General features: G+C 71.0%; 25 protein-coding genes. 9 read left to right on the top strand and 16 right to left on the bottom strand.

Annotated elements, in window-relative coordinates:
* Window positions 1–3 precede the first annotated feature (3 nt).
* Window positions 4–942, bottom strand: a complete 939-nt coding sequence (locus LY05_RS09860) for an MBL fold metallo-hydrolase (protein ID WP_148923052.1) — start codon at window positions 940–942, stop codon at window positions 4–6.
* 72 nt (window positions 943–1,014) lie between these two features.
* Between LY05_RS09860 and LY05_RS09865 the strand changes: the two genes are divergently transcribed.
* The gene (locus LY05_RS09865) at window positions 1,015–2,349 is read left to right on the top strand and encodes an ATP-binding protein (RefSeq protein ID WP_346265230.1); all 1,335 of its coding nucleotides are present in this window, start codon (window positions 1,015–1,017) and stop codon (window positions 2,347–2,349) included.
* Between the two features lie 9 nt (window positions 2,350–2,358).
* Here LY05_RS09865 and LY05_RS09870 read toward each other — a convergent pair whose 3' ends face one another.
* From LY05_RS09870 to LY05_RS09895, 6 genes are all read right to left on the bottom strand, one after another.
* The gene (locus LY05_RS09870) at window positions 2,359–2,715 is read right to left on the bottom strand and encodes a tRNA-binding protein (protein ID WP_072747067.1); all 357 of its coding nucleotides are present in this window, start codon (window positions 2,713–2,715) and stop codon (window positions 2,359–2,361) included.
* 160 nt (window positions 2,716–2,875) lie between these two features.
* Window positions 2,876–3,364 carry a phasin family protein gene (locus LY05_RS09875; protein WP_170258961.1) on the bottom strand — a complete coding sequence of 163 codons (489 nt, stop codon included), beginning with the start codon at window positions 3,362–3,364 and terminating at the stop codon, window positions 2,876–2,878.
* Window positions 3,365–3,507: 143 nt separating this feature from the next.
* Window positions 3,508–4,344 (bottom strand): pyrroline-5-carboxylate reductase, encoded by an 837-nt coding sequence (gene proC / locus LY05_RS09880; RefSeq protein ID WP_148923055.1) that lies wholly within the window; start codon window positions 4,342–4,344, stop codon window positions 3,508–3,510.
* A 46-nt stretch (window positions 4,345–4,390) separates the two neighbouring features.
* Window positions 4,391–4,900 (bottom strand): type III secretion system chaperone family protein, encoded by a 510-nt coding sequence (locus LY05_RS09885; RefSeq protein WP_170258963.1) that lies wholly within the window; start codon window positions 4,898–4,900, stop codon window positions 4,391–4,393.
* A 131-nt stretch (window positions 4,901–5,031) separates the two neighbouring features.
* A complete protein-coding gene (locus tag LY05_RS09890; RefSeq protein ID WP_148923057.1) occupies window positions 5,032–5,778 on the bottom strand; it encodes a response regulator in 747 nt (248 codons plus the stop codon).
* Complete coding sequence (locus LY05_RS09895) at window positions 5,775–6,311, bottom strand: MarR family winged helix-turn-helix transcriptional regulator (RefSeq protein WP_148923058.1); 537 nt, start codon at window positions 6,309–6,311, stop codon at window positions 5,775–5,777. The genes LY05_RS09890 and LY05_RS09895 overlap by 4 nt, the downstream gene beginning before the upstream one ends.
* A 185-nt stretch (window positions 6,312–6,496) precedes the next feature.
* Here LY05_RS09895 and LY05_RS09900 point away from each other — a divergent pair, with 185 nt between their 5' ends.
* The 7 genes from LY05_RS09900 to LY05_RS09930 all read left to right on the top strand — a co-directional run bounded on the left by LY05_RS09900 (window position 6,497) and on the right by LY05_RS09930 (window position 13,021).
* Window positions 6,497–7,375 (top strand): branched-chain amino acid aminotransferase, encoded by an 879-nt coding sequence (locus tag LY05_RS09900; RefSeq protein ID WP_072747062.1) that lies wholly within the window; start codon window positions 6,497–6,499, stop codon window positions 7,373–7,375.
* Between the two features lie 219 nt (window positions 7,376–7,594).
* Window positions 7,595–7,942: a ribosome silencing factor gene (gene rsfS / locus LY05_RS09905; RefSeq protein WP_370426843.1), complete on the top strand. Its 348-nt coding sequence runs from the start codon at window positions 7,595–7,597 to the stop codon at window positions 7,940–7,942.
* A gap of 7 nt (window positions 7,943–7,949) precedes the next feature.
* Window positions 7,950–8,420 (top strand): 23S rRNA (pseudouridine(1915)-N(3))-methyltransferase RlmH, encoded by a 471-nt coding sequence (gene rlmH, locus LY05_RS09910; RefSeq protein ID WP_148923059.1) that lies wholly within the window; start codon window positions 7,950–7,952, stop codon window positions 8,418–8,420.
* Window positions 8,421–8,498: 78 nt separating this feature from the next.
* A complete protein-coding gene (gpmI, locus tag LY05_RS09915) occupies window positions 8,499–10,058 on the top strand; it encodes a 2,3-bisphosphoglycerate-independent phosphoglycerate mutase (protein ID WP_148923060.1) in 1,560 nt (519 codons plus the stop codon).
* The gene (locus tag LY05_RS09920; RefSeq protein WP_148923061.1) at window positions 10,055–11,203 is read left to right on the top strand and encodes a murein hydrolase activator EnvC family protein; all 1,149 of its coding nucleotides are present in this window, start codon (window positions 10,055–10,057) and stop codon (window positions 11,201–11,203) included. Before gpmI ends, LY05_RS09920 begins: the two co-directional genes overlap by 4 nt.
* Before the next feature lie 14 nt (window positions 11,204–11,217).
* Complete coding sequence (locus tag LY05_RS09925; RefSeq protein ID WP_148923062.1) at window positions 11,218–12,537, top strand: S41 family peptidase; 1,320 nt, start codon at window positions 11,218–11,220, stop codon at window positions 12,535–12,537.
* Window positions 12,538–12,544: 7 nt separating this feature from the next.
* Entirely contained in the window at window positions 12,545–13,021 is a 477-nt protein-coding gene (locus LY05_RS09930; protein ID WP_148923063.1) for an RNA pyrophosphohydrolase, read from the top strand.
* Between the two features lie 74 nt (window positions 13,022–13,095).
* On the opposite strand, the gene atpC is transcribed toward LY05_RS09930, so the two are convergent.
* From atpC to LY05_RS09970, 8 genes are all read right to left on the bottom strand, one after another.
* A complete protein-coding gene (gene atpC, locus LY05_RS09935) occupies window positions 13,096–13,494 on the bottom strand; it encodes an ATP synthase F1 subunit epsilon (protein WP_072747057.1) in 399 nt (132 codons plus the stop codon).
* 26 nt (window positions 13,495–13,520) lie between these two features.
* Window positions 13,521–14,942 carry a F0F1 ATP synthase subunit beta gene (atpD, locus tag LY05_RS09940; protein WP_072747056.1) on the bottom strand — a complete coding sequence of 474 codons (1,422 nt, stop codon included), beginning with the start codon at window positions 14,940–14,942 and terminating at the stop codon, window positions 13,521–13,523.
* A 19-nt stretch (window positions 14,943–14,961) separates the two neighbouring features.
* The gene (locus tag LY05_RS09945) at window positions 14,962–15,840 is read right to left on the bottom strand and encodes a F0F1 ATP synthase subunit gamma (RefSeq protein ID WP_072747055.1); all 879 of its coding nucleotides are present in this window, start codon (window positions 15,838–15,840) and stop codon (window positions 14,962–14,964) included.
* 29 nt (window positions 15,841–15,869) lie between these two features.
* A complete protein-coding gene (gene atpA / locus LY05_RS09950) occupies window positions 15,870–17,408 on the bottom strand; it encodes a F0F1 ATP synthase subunit alpha (RefSeq protein WP_148923064.1) in 1,539 nt (512 codons plus the stop codon).
* Complete coding sequence (locus tag LY05_RS09955) at window positions 17,408–17,968, bottom strand: F0F1 ATP synthase subunit delta (RefSeq protein WP_148923065.1); 561 nt, start codon at window positions 17,966–17,968, stop codon at window positions 17,408–17,410. The genes atpA and LY05_RS09955 overlap by 1 nt, the downstream gene beginning before the upstream one ends.
* A 250-nt stretch (window positions 17,969–18,218) precedes the next feature.
* Window positions 18,219–19,265, bottom strand: coding sequence for a quinone-dependent dihydroorotate dehydrogenase (locus LY05_RS09960; RefSeq protein WP_148923122.1), 1,047 nt, complete (start codon window positions 19,263–19,265; stop codon window positions 18,219–18,221).
* Window positions 19,265–19,651, bottom strand: coding sequence for a DUF952 domain-containing protein (locus LY05_RS09965; protein ID WP_148923066.1), 387 nt, complete (start codon window positions 19,649–19,651; stop codon window positions 19,265–19,267). The genes LY05_RS09960 and LY05_RS09965 overlap by 1 nt, the downstream gene beginning before the upstream one ends.
* Window positions 19,648–21,033 carry an aminotransferase gene (locus tag LY05_RS09970; protein WP_148923067.1) on the bottom strand — a complete coding sequence of 462 codons (1,386 nt, stop codon included), beginning with the start codon at window positions 21,031–21,033 and terminating at the stop codon, window positions 19,648–19,650. Before LY05_RS09970 ends, LY05_RS09965 begins: the two co-directional genes overlap by 4 nt.
* 104 nt (window positions 21,034–21,137) lie before the next feature.
* Between LY05_RS09970 and LY05_RS09975 the strand changes: the two genes are divergently transcribed.
* Window positions 21,138–22,310, top strand: a complete 1,173-nt coding sequence (locus tag LY05_RS09975; protein ID WP_148923068.1) for an MFS transporter — start codon at window positions 21,138–21,140, stop codon at window positions 22,308–22,310.
* Between the two features lie 10 nt (window positions 22,311–22,320).
* On the opposite strand, the gene LY05_RS09980 is transcribed toward LY05_RS09975, so the two are convergent.
* On the bottom strand, window positions 22,321–24,294 hold the full coding sequence (locus LY05_RS09980) for a protein meaA (RefSeq protein WP_148923069.1): 1,974 nt from the start codon (window positions 24,292–24,294) through the stop codon (window positions 22,321–22,323).
* Window positions 24,295–24,471 lie beyond the last annotated feature (177 nt).

Below are 24,471 nucleotides of genomic sequence, written 5' to 3' on the forward strand. Positions count from 1 at the left end.
GGCTCAGGCTGCGAAGAACCGCGCCGTCGGCGACAGCGGCCCCTCGTGGCGCGCGCGCCCATCCTCGATCAGGCCGATCAGATGGGCGAAGACGTTGCGCGCCGCCGCCGGATGCAGCGCGGGATCGACCTCGGCGTAGATGCGCGCGGTCAGGGCGGCGACGTCGGCGCCCTCGGGCGGCAGGGCGCGCAGGATCTGCTCCTCGCGCATCAGGCGGTGGCGGATCTGGTGATCGATCATCGCGCGCGGATCGCGCACGGGCGCGCCATGGCCGGGATAGTAGATCCGGTCCTCGCGCGCGCGCATCCGGCGCAGGCTGGCCATGAAGGCGCGCATGTCGCCGTCGGGCGGCGAGACCATGGTCGTCGCCCAGGCCATGACGTGATCGCCCGACAGGACGGCGCCCGGGGCCATGCCCTCGGCCTCGACCGCGAAGCACAGATGGTTCGACAGATGGCCCGGCGTATGCAGCGCCGTCGCGGCCCAGCCGTCGCCCTCGACGCGCTCGCCATCGGCCAGCAGGCGATCGGGAACGGTGGCGCGGTCGGCCCCCTCGCCGCCGCCCAGATGCGCGCCCTCGGCCTCGAGCCGGGCCATGCGCGCGCTCAGCCCCGCGCCATGGGGGCCGAAGCCCATCACCGGCGCTCCGGTGCGCGCGGCCAGCGCCCGCGCCCCCGGCGAATGATCCACATGGGTGTGCGTGAGCAAGATGGCCTCGATGCGCTCGTCCGGCGCGAGCGCGCGTTCTATCGCGGCCAGATGCGCCGCGTTCTCGGGGCCCGGATCGACCACCGCCACGCCCCCGCGCCCGAGGATGTAGGTCTGCGTGCCGGTAAAGGTCATCGGGCCCGGATTGGGGCAGGTGACGCGGCGCAGCCCCGGCTCGAGCGTCTCGGCCACGCCATGCGCCGCGCGCGCGTCCCTGTCGAACGGATCGTCCATCGCCGCATCCCCTTCGGCGCCTCGCGCCCCTGATTCCTTGCGCCGCCGCGGCGGGCGGGGCACAGAATGCGGATGATGAAAGCCCTGCTCAAGCGATACCTGCCGCGAAGCCTGTTCGGCCGCGCGCTGATGATCCTGGTCCTGCCGATCGTGCTGTTGCAGCTGGTCGTGACCGGGCTGTTCATCCAGCGCCACTACGCCGGCGTGACCGAACAGATGGCCGACGCGGTGGCGCTCGAGCTCAACTACATCGTCGAGACGGTCGAGTCCGCCCCCGACGACGCAACCGCGCGCGCGCGCCTGGCCGAGCTGGCCCGCCCGCTGAACATGCGGCTCGAGCTGATGGACGAGGCCGCGATCCCCTCGCGCAGCCTGCGGCATTTCTACGACGTGTCGGGCGACGCGCTGTCCGACACGCTGCGCCGCCGCGTGACGCGGCCGCTGACCGTCGATCTGGTGACGGATCGGCGCAGCGCGGACGTGCGCATCCTGACCGCGCGCGGCGTGCTGCGGGCGGTGATTCCGCGCCGGCGGGTGATCGCCTCGAATCCCCATCTGCTGCTGGTGTGGATGGCGGTGACGGCCAGCGCGCTGGTGGTGGTGGCGGTGCTTTTCCTGCGCAACCAGGTGCGCCCGATCCGCCAGCTGGCCGAGGCCGCCGACAGCTTCGGCAAGGGCCGTCCGACGCCCTTCCGCCCCGCCGGCGCGGAAGAGGTGCGCCGCGCCGGGGCCGCCTTTCTGGACATGCGGCGCAGGATCGAACGCCAGATCGAGCAGCGCTCGAAGATGCTGTCGGCCGTCAGCCACGACCTGCGCACGCCCCTGACGCGGATGAAGCTGGCGCTGGCCATGGCCGAGGACAGCGAAGAGACGCGCGAGCTGATGCGCGACGTGGACGAGATGGAGCGCATGCTGGGCGAGCTCCTGGACTTCGCCAGCGGCGGCCATGGCGAAGAGCCCGAGCCGACCGATCCCGTCGCCATGGCGCACGAGCTTGCGGCCGACGCCGCGCGCATGGGCCGCGCGCTGGAGCTGCGCGTCGAGGGCGTCGCCGACCCCGACGCGCCGCCGGTCATGCGCCCCGGCGCGGTGCGGCGGGCGGTGCAGAACCTGCTCGACAACGCCGCGCGCCATGGCGAGCGCGCGCGGCTGACCCTTCGGATCGGGCCGCGCAGCGTCGAATTCGTGGTCGAGGATGACGGCCCCGGCATCGCGCCCGACCAGCGCGAGGCGGCGCTGCGCGCCTTCTCGCGGCTGGACGAGGCGCGCAACCAGGATTCGGGCGGCGGCGTGGGGCTTGGGCTGTCGATCGCGCTGGACGTGGCGCGCGCGCATGGCGGCGCGCTTGAGCTGGGCGACAGCGCCGATCTGGGCGGCCTGCGCGCCACGCTGCGCCTGCCGCGCTGAGGCCCGGCCTCAGAACAGGCGCGCGCCCGGCGGAACCTCGGCGTCCGGAGCCACCAGCGTCACCGCCCCCGCGGCGTCCGGCACGCCCAGGATCAGGACTTCGGAGCGGAACTTGCCGATCTGGCGCGGCGGCAGGTTCACCACCCCCAGAACCTGGCGGCCGATCAGCGATTCGGGGGCGTAGCGTTCGGTGATCTGCGCGGACGAGGCCCGCAGCCCGATCTCGGGGCCGAAATCCACCCACAGCTTGATGGCGGGCTTGCGGGCCTCGGGGTAGGGCTCGGCGCGCACGACGCGGCCGACGCGCACATCGACCCTGGCGAAGTCGTCATAGACGATGGTCGGCGAAGCGGATGGATCGGACATCGGGCCTCCGGCGGCTGAATTGCGGAACGCCAGCGGTAGCGCGCGGCGCCGCGCCGGGCAAGCCCGCGCCCGAACGCGAATCGGCCGCCCGCGGGGAGGACGCGGGCGGCCGATCCTTCGGCGCGCGAGGGAGAGGGCGCGCGCCGGGATTCCGTCTCGATCAGGCGGTCTTGGCGGCCTTGGCCGGCTTGGCGGGCTGGGCGGTCTTGGCCAGCTCCTTGATCTCCTCGATCGATTCCTTGACGCGGGCCTGAACGATCTCGAAGGCTTCCATGTTGGCCTTCTTCGCGGCCTCGGCCAGCTCGGTCATGTTGGCGACGGCCTTCTCGAAGGCGGTCTTGACCAGCTCGGCCTGCTTGGCCGACGCCTCGGGGGTCAGCTGGTCCATCTTCAGCTCGGACAGCTGGGCCTGCGCGGCGGCCATGGTCTCTTCGAAGATCGCGACCTGCTTCTTGAACAGATCCTGGTAGCCGGCGGCCACGGCCTTGTTGGCGGCGATCAGCGCATCCATGTTCTTCTTCTGCGCGTCCATGACGGCGGTCATGTCGAACATGGGCATCTTGGCCTGCTCGAAGAACTTGGTCATGTCGGCGGTCTTGAAGAGCTCGGCGAACTTCTCGGGCTCGAAGGTGTAGAACTTGTCGAACATCTGGCGTCCCTTTCCTCTGGGCGTCTGGGAGGAGGTCAGGTGTTTCCGCCTCCTGCTCATGAGGGGAATATTGTGCAGCGCAACATGAAAGTCAAGCCCTCTGATTGTGCGCCGCACAAAAAGACGCCCGCCCCGAGTCCCGGTCAGCCCGCCAGCTCGCGGCTGCGGCGCGCGGCGGCGGCGGCGGCGCGGGTCATCAGCGCCGTCAGCCCGTCGGGCGCCATCAGCACCTCGAGCGCGGCGGCGGTGGTGCCTCCGGGGCTGGTGACGTCGCGCCGCAGCTGCTCGGCCGAGGCGTCCGAGCGGCGCGCCAGCTCGGCGGCGCCGATGACGGTCTGCCTGGCCAGGGTCATCGCCAGCTCGTCGGGCAGGTCCAGCGCGCGGCCGGCGGCGGCCATGGCCTCGATCATGTGAAAGACATAGGCCGGACCCGAGCCGGATATGGCCGTGACCGCGTCCATCTGCGACTCGGCTTCAAGGCGCACCACGGCGCCGACCGCGCCGGCAAGCGCCTCGGCCAGCCGCATGTGCGCCTCGGTCGCGGCGGCGTTGCCGATCAGCGCCGTCACCCCGCGACCCACCGCGGCCGGCGTGTTGGGCATGGCGCGGACGATGGGCGCGTCGGCGCCGAAGAGCGATTCGAAGAAGCTGATCGGCGTGCCCGCCGCGATCGACATGAACAGGGCGCCGCGGCCCGCCAGATGCGCCACCTGCGGCGCCGCCTCGGCCATGACCTGCGGCTTGACGGCCAGCACGCACACGGCCGCATCCTCGACCCGCTCGGGATTGAGGCGCAGGCCGCGCGCGGCCAGCTCGCGCAGCCAGTCGGCGGGCGCGGGGTCGAGCACGGTCGCGGCCTCGGGCGGCAGCCCCGCGGCCAGCCAGCCGCGCAGCATGGCGCCGCCCATCTTGCCGCAACCCAGAATCGTCACGCCGCGCTCGGCCAGCGCGGCGATGTCCGCAGCGGTGGTCTGCGTCATCCTCTCCTCCTGTCCCCTGGGGCGCCGGCGCCTTGCCGGACCGCCGTCAGGCGCGACCGTAAGGGTCCGAGATGACGATTTCCAGCGCCGCCTCGGCCCCGGCGCGCCCTTGCGCCGCCAGTTCGAAGGCGGGGACGAAGCGCTCGCACGCATCGACGGCGGCGCCGATCATGTCTTCGAGCCGGCCGCGCGCCGGCGGCTCGTCGACGGCCAGCGCCAGCGCGGCGCGAAAGGCCACGACGTCGTGCTCGGGCCAGACGACGAAGGCGCCGCCCCAGCAATGATCGTTGGCCATGTTGACGGCGCGGGCCAGCTCGAGCTGCGCCGCGCGGCGACGGGGCGCGGCAAGGTCGAAGGTCAGAAGCAGGCGCAGCGCCCCTTCGCGCGCGCGCCATTCGAGGCCCATGGAATAGAGCCGCCACGCGCCCTGCACCGCCAGATCTATGCGGTCGGGCGCGACCCGGTCGAAAGGCCAGCTGCGCCCCGCGGCCAGGGCCTGAACAAGGTCGATGGGGTGGGGATCTTCGGCGAAGGGATCGTGCGCGTATGCGGGCATGGAGCCGTTCCTCCTGCTCGGCGGGGCCGGCGCGGCCCCGAGGATGCGCCGGAGGACGTTCTGCGCGCCCTTCCGCCCGGGCATGTTGCCGCAAATCGGATTCGCGCAAAAGGGGAAAAGACGCGATCCGTTCAGTCGGGGGTCAGCATGTAGCCCGCGCCGCGCACCGTCTGGATGTAGCGCGGCGCCTTGGGGTCGGGCTCGATCTTGCGGCGCAGGCGGGTGATCTGGACATCCACCGCGCGCTCTTGCGCGTCGTCCAGCTCGGCCAGGAGGGTGGCGCGGTCCACCGGCTCGTGCGCGGCGGCGGCCAGAACGCGCAGCAACGCGCCCTCGGTCGCGGTCAGGCGGATGCGCTCTTCGCCGCGCCAGAGCTCGCCGCGGGCGACGTCGTAGCGCACCTCGCCCAGCGACAGCACGCGCGGCGGCTCGGGCGCGGGCTCGGGCGGCGCGGCGCGGCGCAGGATGGCATGGATGCGCAAGAGCAGCTCGCGCGGCTCGAAGGGCTTGGCCAGATAGTCGTCGGCGCCGGCCTCGAGCCCGCGAATGCGGTCCTGCGCGGCGCCGCGCGCGGTCAGCAGCAGCACCGGCGTGGCGATCCGGGGCCGCAGCGAGGCGACCAGCGACAGGCCGTCCTCGCCCGGCATCATCACGTCCACGATCAGCAGGTCGAAGGCCAGCCCCTCGAGCAGGCGCCGCGCATGCGCCGCATCGCGCGCGCCGGTGACGTAGAAGCCCGACCGCGCAAGGTAGCGGCGCAGCAAGGCGCGGATGCGCTCGTCATCGTCCACCACCAGCAGATGCGCGCCGGGGCGCGACGCATCGGATGACGCACCGGATTCGGCGGCGCCGGCCGCGCCGAAGGGCCGTCCGCTCATCGCTTCCCTCCTTCGGGAAAGCGGTCCTCGACCAGATCCAGCACGGCGGCGCGGCGGCCCTCGTCGATCATGCCGGCAAGCACGGTCTTGAAGCCGTGCACCGCCTCGGGGCCGGCCTCGAGGAACACCCGGCGCATGCGCGCGTTCTGGGCGTTGGCCAGATCGCGCACCAGATCTTCGCCTCTGGGGGTCAGGCGCAGAAGGCGCTGGCGCCGGTCGGCCTGCCCGACCCGGCTTTCCACCAAGCCGTCGCGCACCAGCTGCCGCAGGACGCGGTTGAGCGACTGCTTGGTGACCGACAGGATGTCCAGCAGCTCGGCCACCGACAGGCCGGGACGGCGCCAGATGAAGTGCAGGCAGCGATGATGGGCGCGCCCGTAGCCGCGCTCGGCCAGCACGCGGTCGGCGTCGGCGACCATGTCGCGATAGGCGAAGAACATCAGCTCGACGCCCTGGCGCAGCTGATCGTCCGTCAGGAACAGCAGCCGCTCGCCGCCGGACAGCTTCGCGGGCCTGGATCTGGGCTGGGTCATGCGCTGCGGCTCCGTTGGTTGCTGGGCGGCATTTTAAGTCAGGCTTGTTGACATTCCAAGGGCGCAATGCTAGCGATTCCCCCGCTGCGGAGAAACAATATTTCCCTCTTTCCCGCAACCGGGACATATCCCGCAATGCAAGGCCCCGCCGCGCGCGGGCGAGGATGTGGAAGGAACACGGCGACATGGCTGCTGAGGCGTATGACGATCGGGACGGCTTCATCTGGCTGGACGGCAAGCTGGTCCCCTGGCGCGAAGCGAAGGTGCATGTGCTGACGCACGCGCTGCACTACGCCTCGTCGGTCTTCGAGGGCGAACGCGCCTATGACGGCGTCATCTTCAAGTCGCGCGAGCATTCGGCGCGGCTGATCGCCTCGGCCGAGGCGCTGGACATTCCCATGCGCTGGTCGGTGGAGGACATCGAGGCGGCCAAGAAGGCGGCGATGGAGGCCAACGGCCTCAAGGACGCCTATGTGCGCGCCTTCGTCTGGCGCGGCTCGGGGCCCGACATGGGGGTGGCCTCGGCGCGCAACCCCGTGCACATGGCCGTCGCCACCTGGGAGTGGGGCGCCTATTACGGCGACGCCAAGACCCGCGGCGCCAGGCTCGACATCTCGAAATGGCGCCGCCCCAGCCCCGAGACGATCCCCAGCCACGCCAAGGCGGCCGGGCTTTACATGATCTGCACCATGTCCAAGCACGCCGCCGAGGCGAAGGGCTGCTCGGACGCGCTGATGATGGACTATCGCGGCTTCGTCGCCGAGGCGACCGGCGCCAACATCTTCTTCGTCAAGGACGGCAAGGTGCACACGCCCACGCCCGACTGCTTCCTCAACGGCATCACCCGGCAGACGGTGATCGAGCTGCTGGGCCGCCGCGGCGTCGAGGTGGTCGAACGCCACATCCGCCCCGAAGAGCTGGACGATTTCGAGCAGTGCTGGCTGACCGGCACGGCGGCCGAGGTCACGCCCGTGGGCCAGATCGGCGAGCATCGCTTCGAGGTCGGCGACCTTGCGCTGACCGTCGCGTCGGATTACGAGAAGCTCGTTCGCGGCCGGCTCTGACCGGCGCGGGCCGCGCGCGACGGCTGCGCGCGGCGTCGCGGGGCGCTTTTCTTGAGCGCCCCACCCCTTTGCGCTAGACTGTCCGCGCCCGGCGCCGGGGCGCGAAGGACGGCGCGCATTCAGGAGGACACTGTTCTGTCGGAACGTGTTGACTCGGGAGCGGCCGGTTCGGAACCCGCTCCCGCGGGGGCGGCGAGCAGCGATCAACTGCTGCGGACCGTGCTCGATTCGCTCGAAGACGACAAGGCCGAGGACATCGTCACCATCGACCTTCGCGGCAAGACCCAGATCGCCGACTACATGGTGATCGCGTCCGGCCGCTCGTCGCGCCAGGTCACCGCCATCTCGGAAAAGCTGCTCGAGCGCCTGAAGGAGACGCTCGGCCTGTCCGCCCGCGTCGAGGGCAAGGAGGCCGGCGACTGGGTGCTGATCGACGCGGGCGACGTGATCGTCCACGTCTTCCGCCCCGAGGTGCGCGAGTTCTACCAGCTCGAGAAGATGTGGGCCGCCGCGCCGCAGGGCGGGCAGGCTCCGGCGCGGGCGGCGCGCGCGGCCGGGTCGGCCTGAGCGCGGGGTGAAGGTCTCGATCCTCGCCGTGGGGCGTCTGCGCCGCGGTCCCGAGGGCCAGATGGTCGCCGACTACCTCAAGCGCTTCGACCAGACCGGGCGCCGTCTCGGGCTGGGCCCGGCGCAGCTGCGCGAGGTCGAGGACCGGCGCGGCGGCGGCGCGGAGGCCGAAAGCGCGCTGCTGCTCGCCGCCCTGCCCGACGGCGCCGCGCTGGTGGCGCTGGACGAACGCGGAGAAACGCCCTCCTCGCCCGAATTCGCGCGCTGGCTGGCCGAGTGGCGCGACCAGGGCCGCGGGCATGTGGCCTTCGCCATCGGCGGCGCCGACGGCCACGCCCCCGCCTTGCGCGCGCGCGCCGACCGGCTGCTCAGCTTCGGGCCGATGGTCTGGCCGCACATGCTGGCGCGCGTGATGCTGGCCGAGCAGCTGTATCGGGCCGCGTCCATCCTTGCGGGCGCGCCCTATCACCGCGCCTGACCCGCGGCGCCGCGCCCGGTTGCGCGCGCGCCCGCGCGGCTCTACATCCACAAGGCGCAACCCTCGAAGGAGAGCCCCATGACCGCCGCAGCGCCCAAACCCGTCGTCCTGTGCATCCTTGACGGCTGGGGCCTGCGCGAGGCGCGCGAAGGCAACGCCGTCGCGCTGGCCGACACGCCCAATTTCGACCGCATCTGGGCCGAATGCCCGCATGCCTCGCTGCGCGCCTGCGGATCGGCGGTGGGCCTGCCCGAGGGGCAGATGGGCAATTCGGAGGTCGGGCACACCAACATCGGCGCCGGCCGCATCGTCTGGATGGACCTTCCGCGCATCGACCGCGCCATCGAGAGCGGCGACTTCGACCGCAACCCGGCGCTGCAGGACTTGATCGCGCGCCTGCGCAAGACGGGCGGAACCGCGCATGTGGCCGGGCTGGCCAGCCCCGGCGGCGTGCACGCCCACCAGCGGCACATCGCCCATGCCGCCCGCGTCATCGCGGCGGCGGGCGTGCCCGTGCGCGTCCATGCCTTCCTCGACGGCCGCGACACGCCGCCCCAAAGCGCGCGCGAGCAGATCGCCGAGCTGGCGCGCGCGCTGCAGGGCGCGGGCGACGCGCGCATCGCCACCCTGTGCGGGCGCTTCTACGCCATGGACCGCGACAACCGCTGGGAGCGCGTCGAAAAGGCGTGGCGGCTGATGGTCCGGGCCGAGGGCGAACGCCATGACGACCCCCTGGCCGCCATCGAGGCCGCCTATGCGCGCGGCGAAACGGACGAGTTCGTCTCGCCCGCCGTCATCGGCGACTATGCGGGCATGAAGGACGGCGACGGGCTGCTGTTCATGAACTTCCGCGCCGACCGTGCGCGCGAGATCCTTTCGGCCCTTGGCGACCCCGAATTCGACGCCTTCGACGTCTCGGGCCGTCCGCGCCTGGCGGCCATGTGCGGGCTGGTCGAGTATTCCGAGCGCCACAACGCCTTCATGACCGCGATGTTCCCGCCCGAGCCCATCGTCAACACGCTGGGCGAGTGGGCCGCGCGGCACGGCAAGCGGCAGCTGCGCATGGCCGAGACCGAGAAATACCCGCACGTCACCTTCTTCCTCAACGGCGGCCGCGAAGAGCCCTTTCCCGGCGAGGACCGCTTCATGGCCCCTTCGCCCAAGGTGCGGACCTACGACCTGCAGCCGCGCATGTCGGCCGACGAGGTGGCCGGGAAGCTGGCCGAAGCGATCGCCGCGCGCGAGCATGACCTGATCGTCGTCAATTTCGCCAATCCCGACATGGTCGGGCATACCGGCGTGCTCGAGGCCGCCATCGCCGCCTGCGAGGCGGTGGACCAGGGGCTTGGCCGCGCCCTCGCCGCGCTCGAGCAAGCGGGGGGCGCGATGATCGTCACCGCCGATCACGGCAATTGCGAAATGATGATCGACCCCGAAACGGGCGGCCCGCACACGGCGCACACGCTCAACCCGGTTCCGGTCGTGCTGGTCGGCGGGCCAGAGGGCGCGGCGCTGCGCGACGGCGGCGTGCTGGGCGACCTGGCGCCGACGCTTCTGGCGCTGATGGGCCTGCCCCAGCCGGCCGAGATGACCGGACGCAGCCTGCTCGAACCCGCGCCGGCCGCCGCCGAGGCATGACCCGCGGCCTGCGCGCGGCGCTGGCGCAGGCGCTGGCGGTGGGGTTGGCCCTGTCGCCGCCCGCGGCGCGCGCCGAGGACCCGGCCCACGCGCCCGCTCCCGTCGCCGCCGCGCCCGAGATCGAGGCGGCGCTGGCCGTCGCCCTGATCGAGGATGCGGCCGATGCGCTCGAGAACGCGCGCGACGAAGCGGCGGCGCTCAAGGCCGCCGCAGACGCGGCCGCGGCGCTCGAAAGCGGTCTGGCGGCGGCGCGCGCGCGGCTTCGCGCGCTGGACGCGGCCGAGGCGCGGCTGGCCCGCCGGACCGAGGCGCAGCGCGCGCAGGCCGACCGGCTGTTCGCCACGCTCATGGCCATGCAGATGACGCCGCCGCCGGCGCTGTTCGCGCATCCGCTCGGCCCGGTGGGGCGCGATCGCGCGGCGATGCTGATGGCCGAGCTGACGCCGCAGCTTGCCCGCAAGGCCGCCGAGCTGCGCAGCGACGTCGCGCGGCGCAGGGCGCTGCGGGCCCGCCACGAGGAAACGCGGGCCGCCGCGCGCCGCACCCTGGCCGCGCTGCAGCGCGCGCGCGCGGCGCTGGCGGCGGCGCTGCGCGAGGACGAGGGCGGCGCCCCCGCCCCTTCGGCCGACCGGCTGCGCCGTGCGGCGCGCGATCTGCGCGCCTTCGTCGCTCTTCTGGCCGCCCCGCCCGACGCCGCCCCGCCCCCCGCGCCCGCCTACGGCGCCCTGCCCCCGCCCGCGCCGGGGCGCGTCGCCGGCCGCTTCGGCCAGACCGGGCCCGACGGCGCGCGGCTCGAGGGCGTTCTGCTGGCCGCGCCGCCGCTGACGCCGGTCCTCGCCCCCTTCGACGCCACGCTGCGCTATGCCGGCGAAATGGAGGGCTACGGCCGCGTCGCGATCCTTGAACCCCAGCCGGGGCGACTGCTCATCCTGGCCGGGCTGGCCGAAACCGAAGGACGGCCGGGCGACACCCTGCCCGCCGGCGCGCCGGTGGGGCTGACCGGCGCCGCGACCGGGGATCAGGGGCAGTTTTTCGTTGAAGCCAAGGGGGGCGACGGGGCAATCTCGACCGCGACGCTCTATATCGAAACGCGAGAGGACGGCGCGCCCGTGGATCCGGCCTCGTGGTTCGCATTCGCTCAGTGAAGGGTCTTGACCGCATGAAGAAGCTCGCTCTGGCCGCGTCGATCGGCGCCATCGCCGGCGTCGTCGCGACGACGCAGCTCGTCGCTCCGCTGCTCGCGCAGGAGAACGACGCCGCCGTCACTTACGAATATCTCGACCTCTTCGGCGATATCCTCGAGCGCGTGCGCGCCTCGTATGTCGAGGAGGTGGACGAGAAGCAGCTGATCGAGGCCGCGATCAACGGCATGCTGACCTCGCTCGACCCGCATTCGAGCTACCTGCCGCCCGACGATTTCGACGACATGCGCATCCAGACCAAGGGCGAGTTCGGGGGCCTGGGCATCGAGGTGACCATGGAGAACGGCTTCGTCAAGGTCATCTCGCCCATCGACGACACGCCTGCGGCGGCGGCCGGCATCCAGGCCGGCGACTTCATCACGCATATCAATGGCGAAAGCGTGCTGGGGCTGACCCTGTCCGAGGCGGTGGACAAGATGCGCGGGCCGGTGGGATCGGACATCGTCGTCACCATCGCGCGCGAGGGCGCCGAAGAGCCCTTCGACGTCACCATCACCCGCGACGTCATCAAGATCCGCGCCGTGCGCGCGCGCGTCGAGGGCGATGTGGGCGTGCTGCGCGTGACCGCCTTCAACGAGCAGACCTACGACAACCTCGTCGCCCGCATCGCCAAGATCAAGGAAGAGCTGGGCGGCGCCGAGAACGTCAAGGGCTATGTGCTGGACCTGCGCAACAACCCGGGCGGGCTGCTGGGGCAGGCCATCGCCGTGTCCGACGCCTTCCTCGACGCGGGCGAGATCGTCTCGACCCGCGGACGCAACCCCGAGGACAGCGAGCGCTACAACGCCGAGCCGGGCGACCTGACCGACGGCAAGCCCATGGTGGTGCTCATCAACGGCGGCTCGGCCTCGGCCTCCGAGATCGTCGCGGGCGCGCTTCAGGACCATCGGCGCGCGGTGGTGATCGGGACCAAGAGCTTCGGCAAGGGCTCGGTGCAGACCATCATGCCGCTGGCGGGCAAGGGCGCCATCCGCCTGACGACGGCGCGTTACTACACGCCCTCGGGGCGCTCGATCCAGGCGCTGGGGATCGAACCCGACATCCTCATCGAGCAGCGCAAGCTGGCCGCGGCCGACGACGCCGCGCGCCGCGGACGCTCGGAAGCCGACCTGCGCGGGCGCCTCGACAACGACTCGCTGACCGAGGACGAGCGCAAGCAGCTTGAGGAGGAGCGCAAGCGCCACGAGGCCACCGCCCAGCTGCGCGACAAGGATCTGCAGCTGGCCTACGCGCTGGACCTGCTCACGGGGCTGTCGATCTATGCCGAAAAGCGCTGACGCGGCCATGAGCGACGTTTCGGCCCTGCCCTACCGTCCCTGCGTCGGGACGATGATCCTGAACCCTGCCCGGCTGATCTTCGCCGGGCAGCGGATCGACACGCCCGGCGCCTGGCAGATGCCCCAGGGCGGCGTCGATCCGGGCGAGGACCTGCTGGCCGCCGCCTATCGCGAGATGGCCGAGGAAACCGGCATCGCCCCCGAGCAGGCGCGGCTGCTGGCCAGCTCGTCGGACTGGATCCCCTACGACCTGCCGCCCGAGCTGGTCGGCAAGCTGTGGGGCGGCAAGTATCGCGGCCAGAAGCAGCGCTGGTTCGCCTTCGCCTTCGAGGGCTCGGACGACGACATCGACATCACGCGCCAGACGCCCGAATTCAGCGAATGGCGGTGGATGACCCGCGACGAGCTCCTGACCTCGATCGTGCCCTTCAAGCGCCCGACCTACGAGCGCATCTTCGCCGAGTTCGCGCCGCTCTTCGACTGAGCGCCGCCGCCGACAGGAAAGGCCCCGCGCGAGCGATCGCGCGGGGCCTTGCCGTTCGGGCTCGTGCGCTGGCGTCAGAGCCCCAGCTGGCCCCCCAGCGCCTTCAGGTCGTTGACCCTGAGCGCGGCCAGCGCGCGCGCCTTCTCGCCGCTCACGGCAAGGGCCTCTTCGGCGTCCTTGATGGCGGCGTCGAGCCACTCGCGCGTGACCTCCTCGCGCGGGACGGCCTCTTCGGCCAGGACCTGCGCCCCGGCGGGCGAGATCTCGGCGAAGCCGCCGGTCACCACATATTCCATCACCGAACCGCCCTCATAGGCCCGGACGACGCCGGGCCGCAGGGTGGTCAGCAAGGGCGCGTGGTTGGGGAGGGCGGTCAGGTCGCCCTCCATCCCGGGAATCGCCACGCGGTCCACCTCGGCGGAGACGAGACGGCGCTCGGGCGACACGAAGTCGAACTGCATCTTGTCGGCCATCACTGCCTCCTTTCAGAGCGCGCGGATCAGGCCGCCGCGGCGGCCAGCCTCGCGGCCTTCTCCTGCACCTCGTCGATGTCGCCGACCATGTAGAAGGCGGCCTCGGGCAGGTGGTCGAACTCGCCGGCGCAGACGCGCTTGAACGAGTCGATGGTCTTCTCGAGCGGCACCTGCACGCCCGGCGAGCCGGTGAACACCTCGGCCACGTCGAAGGGCTGCGAGAGGAAGCGCTGGATCTTGCGCGCGCGGGCGACGATCAGCTTGTCCTCTTCCGACAGCTCGTCCATGCCGAGGATGGCGATGATGTCCTGAAGCGCCTTGTAGCGCTGAAGGATCTCCTGCACCTGGCGGGCGACGTTGTAGTGCTCTTCGCCGACGATGGCCGGGTCGAGCATGCGCGAGGTCGAATCGAGCGGGTCCACGGCCGGGTAGATGCCCAGCTCGGAGATCGCGCGCGACAGAACCGTGGTGGCGTCAAGGTGCGCGAACGAGGTCGCCGGCGCCGGGTCGGTCAGGTCGTCCGCGGGCACGTAGATCGCCTGCACCGAGGTGATCGAGCCGTGCTTGGTCGAGGTGATTCGCTCCTGCAGGGCGCCCATGTCGGTGGCCAGCGTCGGCTGGTAGCCCACCGCCGAGGGGATGCGGCCCAGCAGCGCCGACACCTCGGAGCCCGCCTGGGTGAAGCGGAAGATGTTGTCGACGAAGAACAGAACGTCGGTGCCCGACTGGTCGCGGAACTGCTCGGCCAGCGTCAGGCCGGTCAGGGCGACGCGCGCGCGGGCGCCCGGCGGCTCGTTCATCTGGCCGAAGACCAGCGCCACCTTCGACTCGGACAGGTTGTCGGCGTTGATGACGCCCGACTCGATGAACTCGTGGTAAAGGTCGTTGCCCTCGCGGGTGCGCTCGCCCACGCCGGCGAACACCGAGTAGCCCGAGTGCACCTTGGCGACGTTGTTGATCAGCTCCTGAATCAGAACCGTCTTGCCCACGCCGGCGCCGCCGAACAGGCCGATCTTGCCGCCCTTGGCGTAGGGGGCCAGCAGGTCGATGACCTTGATGCCGGTGACGAGGATCTCAGATTCGGTCGACTGCTCGGAGAAGCTGGGCGCCTCAGCATGGATCGGGCGGCGCTCGGCGGTCTCGATCGGGCCCTTCTCGTCGATCGGCTCGCCGACCACGTTCAGGATGCGGCCCAGCGTGGCGTCGCCCACGGGCACGGTGATCGGGCCGCCCGTGTCGGTCACGGTCTGGCCGCGAACCAGACCCTCGGTGGCGTCCATGGCGATGGCGCGCACGGTGTTCTCGCCCAGATGCTGGGCGACCTCGAGCACGAGCCGCTGCCCGTTGTTGTCGGTCTCGAGCGCGTTGAGGATCGCGGGAGGCTCGCCGTCGAACTGCACGTCGACGACGGCGCCGATCACCTGGGTGATTTTGCCGGTCTTGGCCATTTTCGGTCTCTCCGTATCGTCAGAGCGCCTCGGCGCCCGAGATGATCTCGATCAGTTCCTTGGTGATCGCAGCCTGACGCGAGCGGTTGTATTCGATGGTCAGCTTGTCGATCATTTCGCCGGCGTTGCGGGTCGCGTTGTCCATGGCGGACATGCGCGCGCCCTGCTCCGAGGCCGCGTTCTCGAGCAGTCCGGCGAAGATCTGCGTCGCCACCGAGCGCGGCAGAAGGTCGGCCAGGATGGCCTCTTCCTCGGGCTCGTAGTCATAGACCACGGCCGGGGCGTTCGCGGCGGCTTCGTCCTGCTCGAACACGGCCGGAATCAGCTGCTGCGCCGTCGGGACCTGCGAGATCACCGACTTGAACCGCGCGTAGAACAGCGTGGCGACGTCGAACTCGCCGCCCTCGAAGCGGGCGAGGATGTCGTGCGCGATCTCGTGCGCGTTGGCATAGCCGATGCGCTTGACCCCGCTCAGATCCACATGCCCCACGAACAGGTCGGCGTATTCGCGCTTGAGCTGCTCGCGCCCCTTGCGGCCGATGGTCAGGATCTTGACCTGCTTGCCCTCGGCCTTTAGCCGCTCGATCCGCTCGCGCGCCAGGCGCACGATGGACGAGTTGAAGCCGCCGCACAGGCCGCGCTCGGCGGTGGCGACGATCAGAAGATGCACGCGATCGGAGCCCGTGCCGCGCAGCAGGCGCGGCGCGGTGTCCGGGTTCGCGCCGCGCGCCAGATTCGCCAGCACGGCGTTCATGCGCTCGGCATAGGGACGCGCGGCCTCGGCCGCCTCCTGGGCGCGGCGGAGCTTGGCCGCCGCGACCATCTGCATGGCCTTGGTGATCTTTCGCGTGGACTTCACGCTGTTGATCCGGATTTTCAGATCCTTGAGGCTCGGCATCTGCCTAACTCCTCCTCAACAGCGGGCGCTTACGCGAAACCCTTGGCGAATTCCTCGATCGCGGCCTTGATGCGCTCGGCGATGTCGCCGGCGATCTTGGGGTCGGTGTCGCGGATCTCGTCGAGCAGGTCCTGATGCTTGGTGCGGAAATGCGCCAGCAGGCCCTTCTCGAAGCGGCCGACCGCCGAGACCGGCAGCGGGTCAAGGAAGCCGTTGGTGCCGGCGAAGATCACCACCACCTGCTCGGCGTTGGTCAGCGGCGAATACTGCGGCTGCTTGAGCAGCTCGGTCAGGCGCGCGCCGCGGTTCAGCAGGCGCTGCGTGGCCGCGTCAAGGTCCGAGCCGAACTGCGCGAAGGCCGCCATCTCGCGATACTGCGCCAGCTCGAGCTTGATCGAGCCCGCGACCGACTTCATCGCCTTGGTCTGGGCCGCCGAACCCACGCGCGACACCGACAGGCCGACGTTCACGGCCGGGCGGATGCCCTGGTAGAAGAGCTCGGTCTCGAGGAAGATCTGGCCGTCGGTGATCGAGATCACGTTGGTCGGGATGTAGGCCGACACGTCGCCCGCCTGCGTCTCGATGATCGGCAGCGCGGTCAGCGAGCCCGAGCCGAAATCCTCGTTCAGCTTGGCGGCGCGCTCGAGCAGGCGCGAGTGCAGGTAGAACACGTCGCCCGGATAGGCCTCGCGCCCCGGCGGACGGCGCAGCAGCAGCGACATCTGGCGGTAGGCGACGGCCTGCTTGGACAGGTCGTCGTAGATGATCAGCGCGTGCATGCCGTTGTCGCGGAAATACTCGGCGATGGCGCAGGCCGCGTAGGGCGCCAGGAACTGCATCGGCGCGGGGTCCGAGGCGGTGGCGGCGACGACGATCGAATACTCGATGGCGCCGCTTTCCTCGAGCTTCTTCACCAGCTGCGCGACGGTCGAGCGCTTCTGCCCGACGGCGCAGTAGACGCAGTAGAGCTTCTTGGACTCGTCGTCGCCGGCGGCCTCGTTGTAGCTCTTCTGGTTCAGGATGGCGTCGAGCGCGACGGCGGTCTTGCCGGTCTGGCGGTCGCCGATGATCAGCTCGCGCTGGCCGCGGCCGATCGGGATCAGGCTGTCGATCGCCTTCAGGCCGGTGGCCATGGGCTCGTGCACCGAGCGGCGGGGAATGATGCCCGGCGCCTTGACGTCGGCGCGGCGGCGCTCGGCGGCCTCGATCGGGCCCTTGCCGTCAAGCGGGTTGCCCAGCGCATCCACGACGCGGCCCAGCAGGCCCTTGCCCACGGGAACGTCCACGATGGCCCCGGTGCGCTTGACGATGTCGCCTTCCTTGATCTCGCGGTCCGAGCCGAAGATCACGATGCCGACGTTGTCCTGCTCGAGGTTCAGCGCCATGCCCATGATGCCGCCGGGAAACTCGACGGTTTCGCCGGCCTGCACGTTGTCCAGCCCGTGGACGCGCGCGATGCCGTCGCCCACCGAGAGCACCCGGCCCACCTCGGCGACCTCGGCTTCCTGGCCGAAGTTCTTGATCTGCTCCTTGAGGATCGCAGAAATCTCAGATGCCTGGATGCCCATCACCCGACCTCTTTCATAGCGTTCTGGAGATTGGCGAGGCGCGCGCGGATCGACGTGTCGATCATGCGAGAGCCCACCTTCACGACGAGACCGCCGATGAGGGATTCATCGACGGCGACATTCAGTTTCACGTCCTTGCCGACCGCCTTGCGGATCGTGTCGGCCAGGGCCTCGCGCTGCGCGTCGGTCAGCGGCGCGGCGGCGCGCACCTCGGCCGAGATCTCGCCCCGCTTGTCGGCGGCCAGCGCCGCGAAGGCGTCGCACACCGCGCCCAGCGCGAACAGGCGGCGCTTGGCGGCCATCAGGCCCAGCAGGTTGCGGGTCAGGCCGTTCAGGCCCATCGCCTCGGCGACGGCCGCGATGGCGGCCGCCTGTTCCTCGCGGCTGTAGACCGGGCTGGTCGCCAGGTCGCGCAGCGCGGCGCTGTCGGCCAGAGCGGCCTTCAGTTCCGCAAGATCCTTTTCCACTTCGGAAAGCTTGTCGGCTTCCTCGGCGAGTTCGAACAGCGCGGTCGCGTAGCGCCCGGCCAGTCCGGATACAAGAGAAGCTGAATCGACCACGTGATCCCTTCCGCGTTTTCCGGCGGGCGCGACAAGCATGCGCCCAGAAAGGGTGGAAAACGAACGTTCCCCCCGAATTCGTGCGGTTGCTAGCACAGCCCCCCCGGCCATGCAATACGGGCCTTGGAAGGCGGTTTTTCGGGCTTTTTCGTTTCAATTCATACGGTTGAGCCCGAGAATCGGGGTTTCGAGGGCAAATGCCGCGTCGCCGCCGGGCGAGATTGCGTCGTTGTGCGGCGCCCTGGCCGGCTCAGAGGTCGGCGCCGACGGCCTGATCGACATGCGAAAAGCCGTCCCGGGCCAGCAGCTCGTCCAGCTCGCGCACGATGCGCGCCGCAAGTCCCGGCCCCTCGTAGACGAGGGCGGTGTAGAGCTGCACCAGCCGCGCTCCGGCGCGGATCTTGGCATAGGCGTCGCGCCCCGAGAACACGCCCCCCACCCCGACCAGCGTGACGCGCCCCTGCGTCAGCCGCGCCAGCGCGCGCAGGGTCTCGGTCGAGCGGGCGAAGAGCGGCGCGCCCGACAGCCCGCCAGCCTGCGCCGCGTGCGGGCTGCGCAGCCCCTCGCGCGAAAGTGTGGTGTTGGTGGCCACGATTCCGTCGATTGCCCGGCGCATCGCTACCTGGGCGATGGCGGCCAGCTCGTCGCCGGACAGATCGGGCGCGATCTTGACCAGAACCGGCTTGCCGGGCGCGGCGGCGTCGCGGGCCTCCTGACACAGGGCCAGAAGCCGGTCGAGCGCGGCCGCGCCCTGCAGGTCGCGCAGACGCTCGGTGTTGGGAGACGAGACGTTCACGGTGAAGAAATCGGCCAGCCCGGCGAAGCGGCGCAGAACGGCCGCATAATCGGCCGCGCGGTCGGGCGAATCCTTGTTGGCGCCCAGATTCACCCCCACGACTCCGTCGCGGCGCGCGCGCTCGAGCCGGCGGGCTATGGCCTCCATGCCGTCATTGTTGAAGCCGAAGCGGTTGATCGCCGCCCGGTCCCGGGGCAGGCGAAACAGGCGCGGGCGCGGATTGCCGGGCTGGGGCCGCGGCGTGACGGCGCCGATCTCGACGAAGCCGACGCCCAGCCTCAACGCCGCGTCCACCGCCTGGGCGTTCTTGTCGAAGCCGGCGGCGATGCCGACGGGATTGGGGAACTCCAGCCCCATCGCCCGCCCCGCCAGCCGCGGCGACGAAATCGGCCCCGGCGCGGGCGCAAGCCCCGCCGCCAGCGCGCGCAGCGCCAGCGCATGGGCGGTCTCGGGATCGAGCAGGCGCAGCGCCGCCAGCCCGGCGCGCTCGACGACGCGCATCATGAGGCGCCGGCCTCGCCTTCGGCGCGCTCGGGGGCGGGGAATTCGGGCGGAAAACGGTGCGCGCCGTCCGGCCCGAGGGGCAGGGGCCGCGCCCATATCACCGCCGCGCGCGGCAAGGGCGCGTAGAGATGCGGGAACAGATCGCCGCCGCGCGCCGGCTCCCATCTGAGGGCCTCGCCCAGCGCCGCCGCATCGCACGCCGCAAGGACAAGACCCTGGGCGCCGGCGAAGTGCCTGCGCGCCGTCTCGGGCGCCTGCGCGGCGGTCGAGAAATGGATGTATCCGTCGGCCAGATCGACGGGCGCGCCCTCGAACGCGCCCTCGGCCTCGAGGCGCGCCCATTCCTCGGCGCGCAGGATCTTGTAGATGACGCCGGCGGTCATCGCATCAGCCCCTCGGCGCGCGCCCATGCGAGCGTGGCGTCGAGCGCGTCGGGAATGGGGGCGAACAGCTCTTCGATGCCGTCCTCGTCGATGATCATGGGCGGGCAGAAGCCGATCACGTCGCCCATGGCGCGCAGGATCACGCCGCGCGCCTGCAGCTCGGCCGCCATGCGCGCGCCGACCTTGCCGGCGGGCTCGAAGGCGGCGCGGCCCGACTTGTCGGGCGCCAGCTCGAGCGCGCCCAGCAGCCCGAGGCCGCGCGCCTCGCCCACCAGCGGATGATCGGCCAGCGCGCGCAGCCGCGCCTGGAACAGCGGCGCGATCCTGCGCACATGGCCGGGGATGTCGCGCCGCTGGTAGATCTCGAGCGCCTTGGCGCCCACGGCGCAGCCCAGCGGATGGCCGCCATAGGTGAAGCCATGCCCGAACACGCCGATGCGCGAGGCGTTGTCCTCGACGGCCGCGGCCATTTCGGCGTCGATCGCCACCGCCGACAGGGGCGCGTAGCCCGCAGTCAGCTGCTTGGCCATCGAAATGGCGTTGGGCTTGAAGCCCAGCGTCTGGTGTCCGAACCACTGGCCCGTGCGCCCGAAGCCGCAGATCACCTCGTCGGCGATGAGCAGGACGTCGTGGCGGGCCAGCACGGCCGAGATTTCCTCGAAATAGCCCTCGGGCGGGACGATGACGCCGCCGGCGCCCATCACGGGCTCGGCGATGAAGGCGGCGACGGTGTCGGGGCCTTCGCGCTCGATCAACGCGTCCAGCTCGCGCGCAAGGCGGGCCGCGTAGGCGCGTTCGTCTTCGCCCGGCTCGGCCCCGCGCCAGGCGTGCGGCGTCGCGGTGTGCAAGATGCGGTCCACCGGCAGGTCGAAATCGCGATGGTTGTAGGGCAGGCCGGTCAGCGAGGCCGAGACGATCGTCACCCCGTGATAGGCCTTCGCGCGGCTGATGATCTTTTTCTTCTGCGGCTTGCCCCGGGCGTTGTTGAAATACCAGACGAGCTTGATCTGCGTCTCGTTCGCCTCGGAGCCGCTGGACTGGTAGAAGACGCGCGCCGCGCCGGGGGCCAGCTCCTTGATGCGCTCGGCCAGCTCGATGGCGGGTTCGTGGCTGCGCCCGGCGAAGAGGTGGTAATAGGGCAGGCGGCCCAGCTGTTCGCGCGCGGTTTCGATCAGCTCGGCGTCGCCGAAGCCCAGCCCGCAGCACCACAGCCCCGACATGCCTTCGAGATAGCGCCGGCCCTCGGCGTCGAAGACATGCAGCCCCTCGGCGCGCGAGACGATGAACGGCCCCTCGGCGCGCAGCGTCGCCGGATTGGCGTAGGGATGGAGCAGGGCCTCGACGTCGCGGGTCTGCATGTTGGTCAGGGGCGGGCGGGTCATGGGGGCGCTCCTTGGCAGGTTTTCCATGTGGTGGCGCGGATCGGCGATTGACGCAAGGGGGCGCGCGGGCGAAACCGGGGCGATCCATAAGGGAGCCTTGTCAGATGGACGTCGCAGCGCTGTTCGCCGCCTATGTGCTGAGCCAGTTCTTCCGCTCGTTTCTGGCGGTGCTGTCGCCGGGGCTGACGGCGGATCTGGGCCTGAGCGCGGTGCAGCTGTCGGACGCGGCCGGGGCGTGGTTCATGGCCTTTGCGCTGGCGCAGTTTCCGATCGGCGTGGCGCTGGACCGGATCGGCCCGCGGCGCACCGTGGGCTGGCTGATGCTGGTCGGCGCGGCGGGGGGCTCGCTGCTGTTCGCCTCGGCGCAGAGCGCCGGCGCGCTGATCGCGGCCATGGCGCTGATCGGCGTCGGCTGCGCGCCGGTGCTGATGGCCGGCATGTTCATCTTCGCCCGCCGCCATGCGCCGGCGCGCTTCGCCACTCTGTCGGGGCTGATGATCGGCTTCGGGTCGCTGGGCAACGTGCTTGGCGCGGGGCCGCTGGCCCATGCGGCCGAGGCCTTCGGCTGGCGCGGGGTGATGCTGGGTCTTGCGGCGATGGCGGCGCTTCTGGCCGCGATCGCGTTGACCGCCATCCGCGATCCCGAGCGCATCGCCGCCGAGGGCGACAGCGCGCTGGGCGGGGTGCTTGCGGTGCTGCGGATGCGCGTTCTGTGGCCGCTGCTGCCGCTGGCGGTGTTCAACTACGCCTCGTCGGCGGGCATCCGCGGGCTGTGGGCCGGCCCCTACCTGTCCGAGGTCCACGGCATGGACGCGATCGGCATCGGCCAGGCGATGACGTGGATGGCGCTTGGCATGGTGGCGGGCAGCGTGCTGATCGGTTCGGCCGACAGGCTGCTGGGCACGCGCAAGTGGTTGAACCTGAGCGCGAACGCCATCGGCGCGGCCTGCGTGGCGGTTCTGGCCATGGGCGTCGCGCCGCAGACGGCCACGGCGCTGATGACGGCGATCGGCTTTTTCGGCGCGTCCTATGCCGCGCTCATGGCCCATGCGCGCAGCTTCTTCCCCGCGCATCTGACCGGGCGCGGCGTGACGGTGATGAACTTCTTCAGCATCGGCGGCGTCGGGCTGGGGCAGTTCGCGACCGGGCGGATCGCCGAAGCGGCGGCCGATCCGGCCGACCCGGCGGCCGCCTTTCACGCCATCTTCGCCTATTACGCCGCCACGCTGACCGTCGCGCTGGCGATCTACCTTTTCAGCCGCGATTCGAAGCCCTGAGGGCGGCGCGTCAGGCCGCCTCGCGGCTTTCGGCGGCGACCAGGTCGACGATGTCGGACATGATGCGGTTCAGCTCGAAATCCTTGGGCGTGTAGACCCGCGCCACCCCGTAGGCGCGCAGCTCTTCAGCGTCGGCCTCGGGAATGATGCCGCCGACCACGACGGGCACGTCGTCAAGCCCGGCCGCCTTCATGCGGTCGATCACCTCCTTGACCAGCGGCAGATGCGAGCCCGACAGGATCGACAGGCCGACCACATGCGCCGATTCCTCGAGCGCGGCGTTCACGATCTGCGCCGGCGTCAGGCGGATGCCCTCGTAGACGACCTCCATGCCGCAGTCGCGCGCGCGCACGGCGATCTGCTCGGCGCCGTTCGAATGGCCGTCGAGCCCCGGCTTGCCGACCAGGAACTTGAGCCTGCGGCCCAGCCGGGCGGACACCTCCTCGACCGCGGCGCGCACCTCTTCAAGACCCGCGGCGTCGACCGAGGCGGCCTTGGCGACGCCGGTCGGAGCGCGGTATTCGCCGAACACCTCGCGCATGGCGGCGCCCCACTCGCCGGTGGTGACGCCCGCCTTGGCCGCCGCGATCGAGGGCGGCATGATGTTGGCGCCCGAGCGGGCGGCCTCTTTCAACGCGGCCAGGGCGGCCTCGACGGCGGCGGGGTCGCGGGCGGCGCGCCAGGCGTTGAGGCGCGCGATCTGCTCCTGCTCGACGGCCGGATCGACGACCAGGATGTCGCCGTCGCCGGCGGTCAGGGGGCTGGGCTCGGTCTCGGTGAAGCGGTTGACGCCGACCACCACGGTCTCGCCGCGCTCGATGCGCGCAAGGCGGGCGGTGTTGGCCTCGACCAGGCGGGACTTCATGTAGTCGATCGCCTGAACGGCGCCGCCCATCTCCTCGATGCGGGCAAGCTCGGCGCGCGCGGCCTCCTTCAGCTCGGCCACCTTGCGCTCGACGGCGGGGTTGCCGTCGAAGAGGTCGTCATATTCGAGCAGATCGGTCTCGTAGGCCATGATCTGCTGCATGCGCAGCGACCACTGCTGATCCCAGGGCCGCGGCAGACCCAGCGCCTCGTTCCAGGCGGGCAGCTGCACGGCGCGCGCCCGCGCCTTCTTCGACAGCGTGACGGCCAGCATCTCGATGAGGATGCGGTAGACGTTGTTCTCGGGCTGCTGCTCGGTCAGGCCCAGGCTGTTGACCTGCACGCCGTAGCGGAAGCGGCGCAGCTTGGGATCCTCGACGCCGTAGCGGTCGCGGCAGATCTCGTCCCACAGATCGACGAAGGCGCGCATCTTGCACATCTCGGTCACGAAGCGGATGCCCGCATTGACGAAGAACGAGATGCGCCCGACCACGGTCGGGAAATCCTGCTCGGGCACGGCGCCCTGCGCCTTGACCGTGTCGAGCACCGCGATGGCGGTGGCCAGCGCATAGGCCAGCTCCTGCTCGGGCGTCGCCCCGGCCTCTTGCAGGTGATACGAGCAGACGTTCATCGGGTTCCACCTGGGAACCTCGCGATAGGTGTAGGCGGCGATGTCGCCGATCAGCCGCAGCGAGGGCTGCGGCGGGAACACATAGGTCCCGCGCGAGAGGTATTCCTTGATGATGTCGTTCTGCACCGTGCCCTGAAGCTTGCGGATGTCGGCGCCCTGCTCCTCGGCCGCGGCGATATACAGCGCCAGCAGCCAGGCGGCGGTGGCGTTGATGGTCATCGAGGTGTTCATCTGCTCGAGCGGGATGCCGTCGAACAGCGCGCGCATGTCCCCCAGATGCGAGACCGGCACGCCGACCTTGCCCACCTCGCCGCGCGCAAGGGGGTGGTCGCTGTCATAGCCGGTCTGGGTCGGCAGGTCGAAGGCGACCGAAAGGCCGGTCTGCCCCTTGGCCAGGTTGGAGCGGTAAAGCGCGTTGGACGCCTGCGCGGTGGAATGGCCGGCATAGGTGCGGAAAAGCCAGGGGCGGTCGCGGCGGGTCTCGGTCATGGGCGGCTCCTCGTCGGCGGCTCGCGCGCGCGGGCGCGGGCATGCGTTGCGCGGGCCGCGATTCGCGCCGCCCGCCTTGCCTCAGGCTATAAGGTATTTTGCAACGCAGCGCAAAGCGATTGAAACATTCTGTCGCCACCGTGTCGCCTGTGGGAATTAAGTTGCTCGCTACCGCAG

Origin of the sequence: Oceanicella actignis (genome assembly GCF_008124525.1) — a bacterium.
GTDB lineage: Bacteria > Pseudomonadota > Alphaproteobacteria > Rhodobacterales > Rhodobacteraceae > Oceanicella > Oceanicella actignis.

Bases quoted from the DNA above. Each gene is read 5' to 3' on its own strand.
- LY05_RS09860 (WP_148923052.1), bottom strand. From the start codon at position 942: ATGGACGATCCGTTCGACAGGGACGCGCGCGCGGCGCATGGCGTGGCC.
- LY05_RS09865 (WP_346265230.1), top strand. From the start codon at position 1,015: ATGATGAAAGCCCTGCTCAAGCGATACCTGCCGCGAAGCCTGTTCGGC.
- LY05_RS09870 (WP_072747067.1), bottom strand. From the start codon at position 2,715: ATGTCCGATCCATCCGCTTCGCCGACCATCGTCTATGACGACTTCGCC.
- LY05_RS09875 (WP_170258961.1), bottom strand. From the start codon at position 3,364: ATGTTCGACAAGTTCTACACCTTCGAGCCCGAGAAGTTCGCCGAGCTC.
- proC (WP_148923055.1), bottom strand. From the start codon at position 4,344: ATGACGCAGACCACCGCTGCGGACATCGCCGCGCTGGCCGAGCGCGGC.
- LY05_RS09885 (WP_170258963.1), bottom strand. From the start codon at position 4,900: ATGCCCGCATACGCGCACGATCCCTTCGCCGAAGATCCCCACCCCATC.
- LY05_RS09890 (WP_148923057.1), bottom strand. From the start codon at position 5,778: ATGAGCGGACGGCCCTTCGGCGCGGCCGGCGCCGCCGAATCCGGTGCG.
- LY05_RS09895 (WP_148923058.1), bottom strand. From the start codon at position 6,311: ATGACCCAGCCCAGATCCAGGCCCGCGAAGCTGTCCGGCGGCGAGCGG.
- LY05_RS09900 (WP_072747062.1), top strand. From the start codon at position 6,497: ATGGCTGCTGAGGCGTATGACGATCGGGACGGCTTCATCTGGCTGGAC.
- gpmI (WP_148923060.1), top strand. From the start codon at position 8,499: ATGACCGCCGCAGCGCCCAAACCCGTCGTCCTGTGCATCCTTGACGGC.
- LY05_RS09920 (WP_148923061.1), top strand. From the start codon at position 10,055: ATGACCCGCGGCCTGCGCGCGGCGCTGGCGCAGGCGCTGGCGGTGGGG.
- LY05_RS09925 (WP_148923062.1), top strand. From the start codon at position 11,218: ATGAAGAAGCTCGCTCTGGCCGCGTCGATCGGCGCCATCGCCGGCGTC.
- LY05_RS09930 (WP_148923063.1), top strand. From the start codon at position 12,545: ATGAGCGACGTTTCGGCCCTGCCCTACCGTCCCTGCGTCGGGACGATG.
- atpC (WP_072747057.1), bottom strand. From the start codon at position 13,494: ATGGCCGACAAGATGCAGTTCGACTTCGTGTCGCCCGAGCGCCGTCTC.
- atpD (WP_072747056.1), bottom strand. From the start codon at position 14,942: ATGGCCAAGACCGGCAAAATCACCCAGGTGATCGGCGCCGTCGTCGAC.
- LY05_RS09945 (WP_072747055.1), bottom strand. From the start codon at position 15,840: ATGCCGAGCCTCAAGGATCTGAAAATCCGGATCAACAGCGTGAAGTCC.
- atpA (WP_148923064.1), bottom strand. From the start codon at position 17,408: ATGGGCATCCAGGCATCTGAGATTTCTGCGATCCTCAAGGAGCAGATC.
- LY05_RS09960 (WP_148923122.1), bottom strand. From the start codon at position 19,265: ATGCGCGTCGTCGAGCGCGCCGGGCTGGCGGCGCTGCGCCTGCTCGAT.
- LY05_RS09965 (WP_148923066.1), bottom strand. From the start codon at position 19,651: ATGACCGCCGGCGTCATCTACAAGATCCTGCGCGCCGAGGAATGGGCG.
- LY05_RS09970 (WP_148923067.1), bottom strand. From the start codon at position 21,033: ATGACCCGCCCGCCCCTGACCAACATGCAGACCCGCGACGTCGAGGCC.
- LY05_RS09975 (WP_148923068.1), top strand. From the start codon at position 21,138: ATGGACGTCGCAGCGCTGTTCGCCGCCTATGTGCTGAGCCAGTTCTTC.
- LY05_RS09980 (WP_148923069.1), bottom strand. From the start codon at position 24,294: ATGACCGAGACCCGCCGCGACCGCCCCTGGCTTTTCCGCACCTATGCC.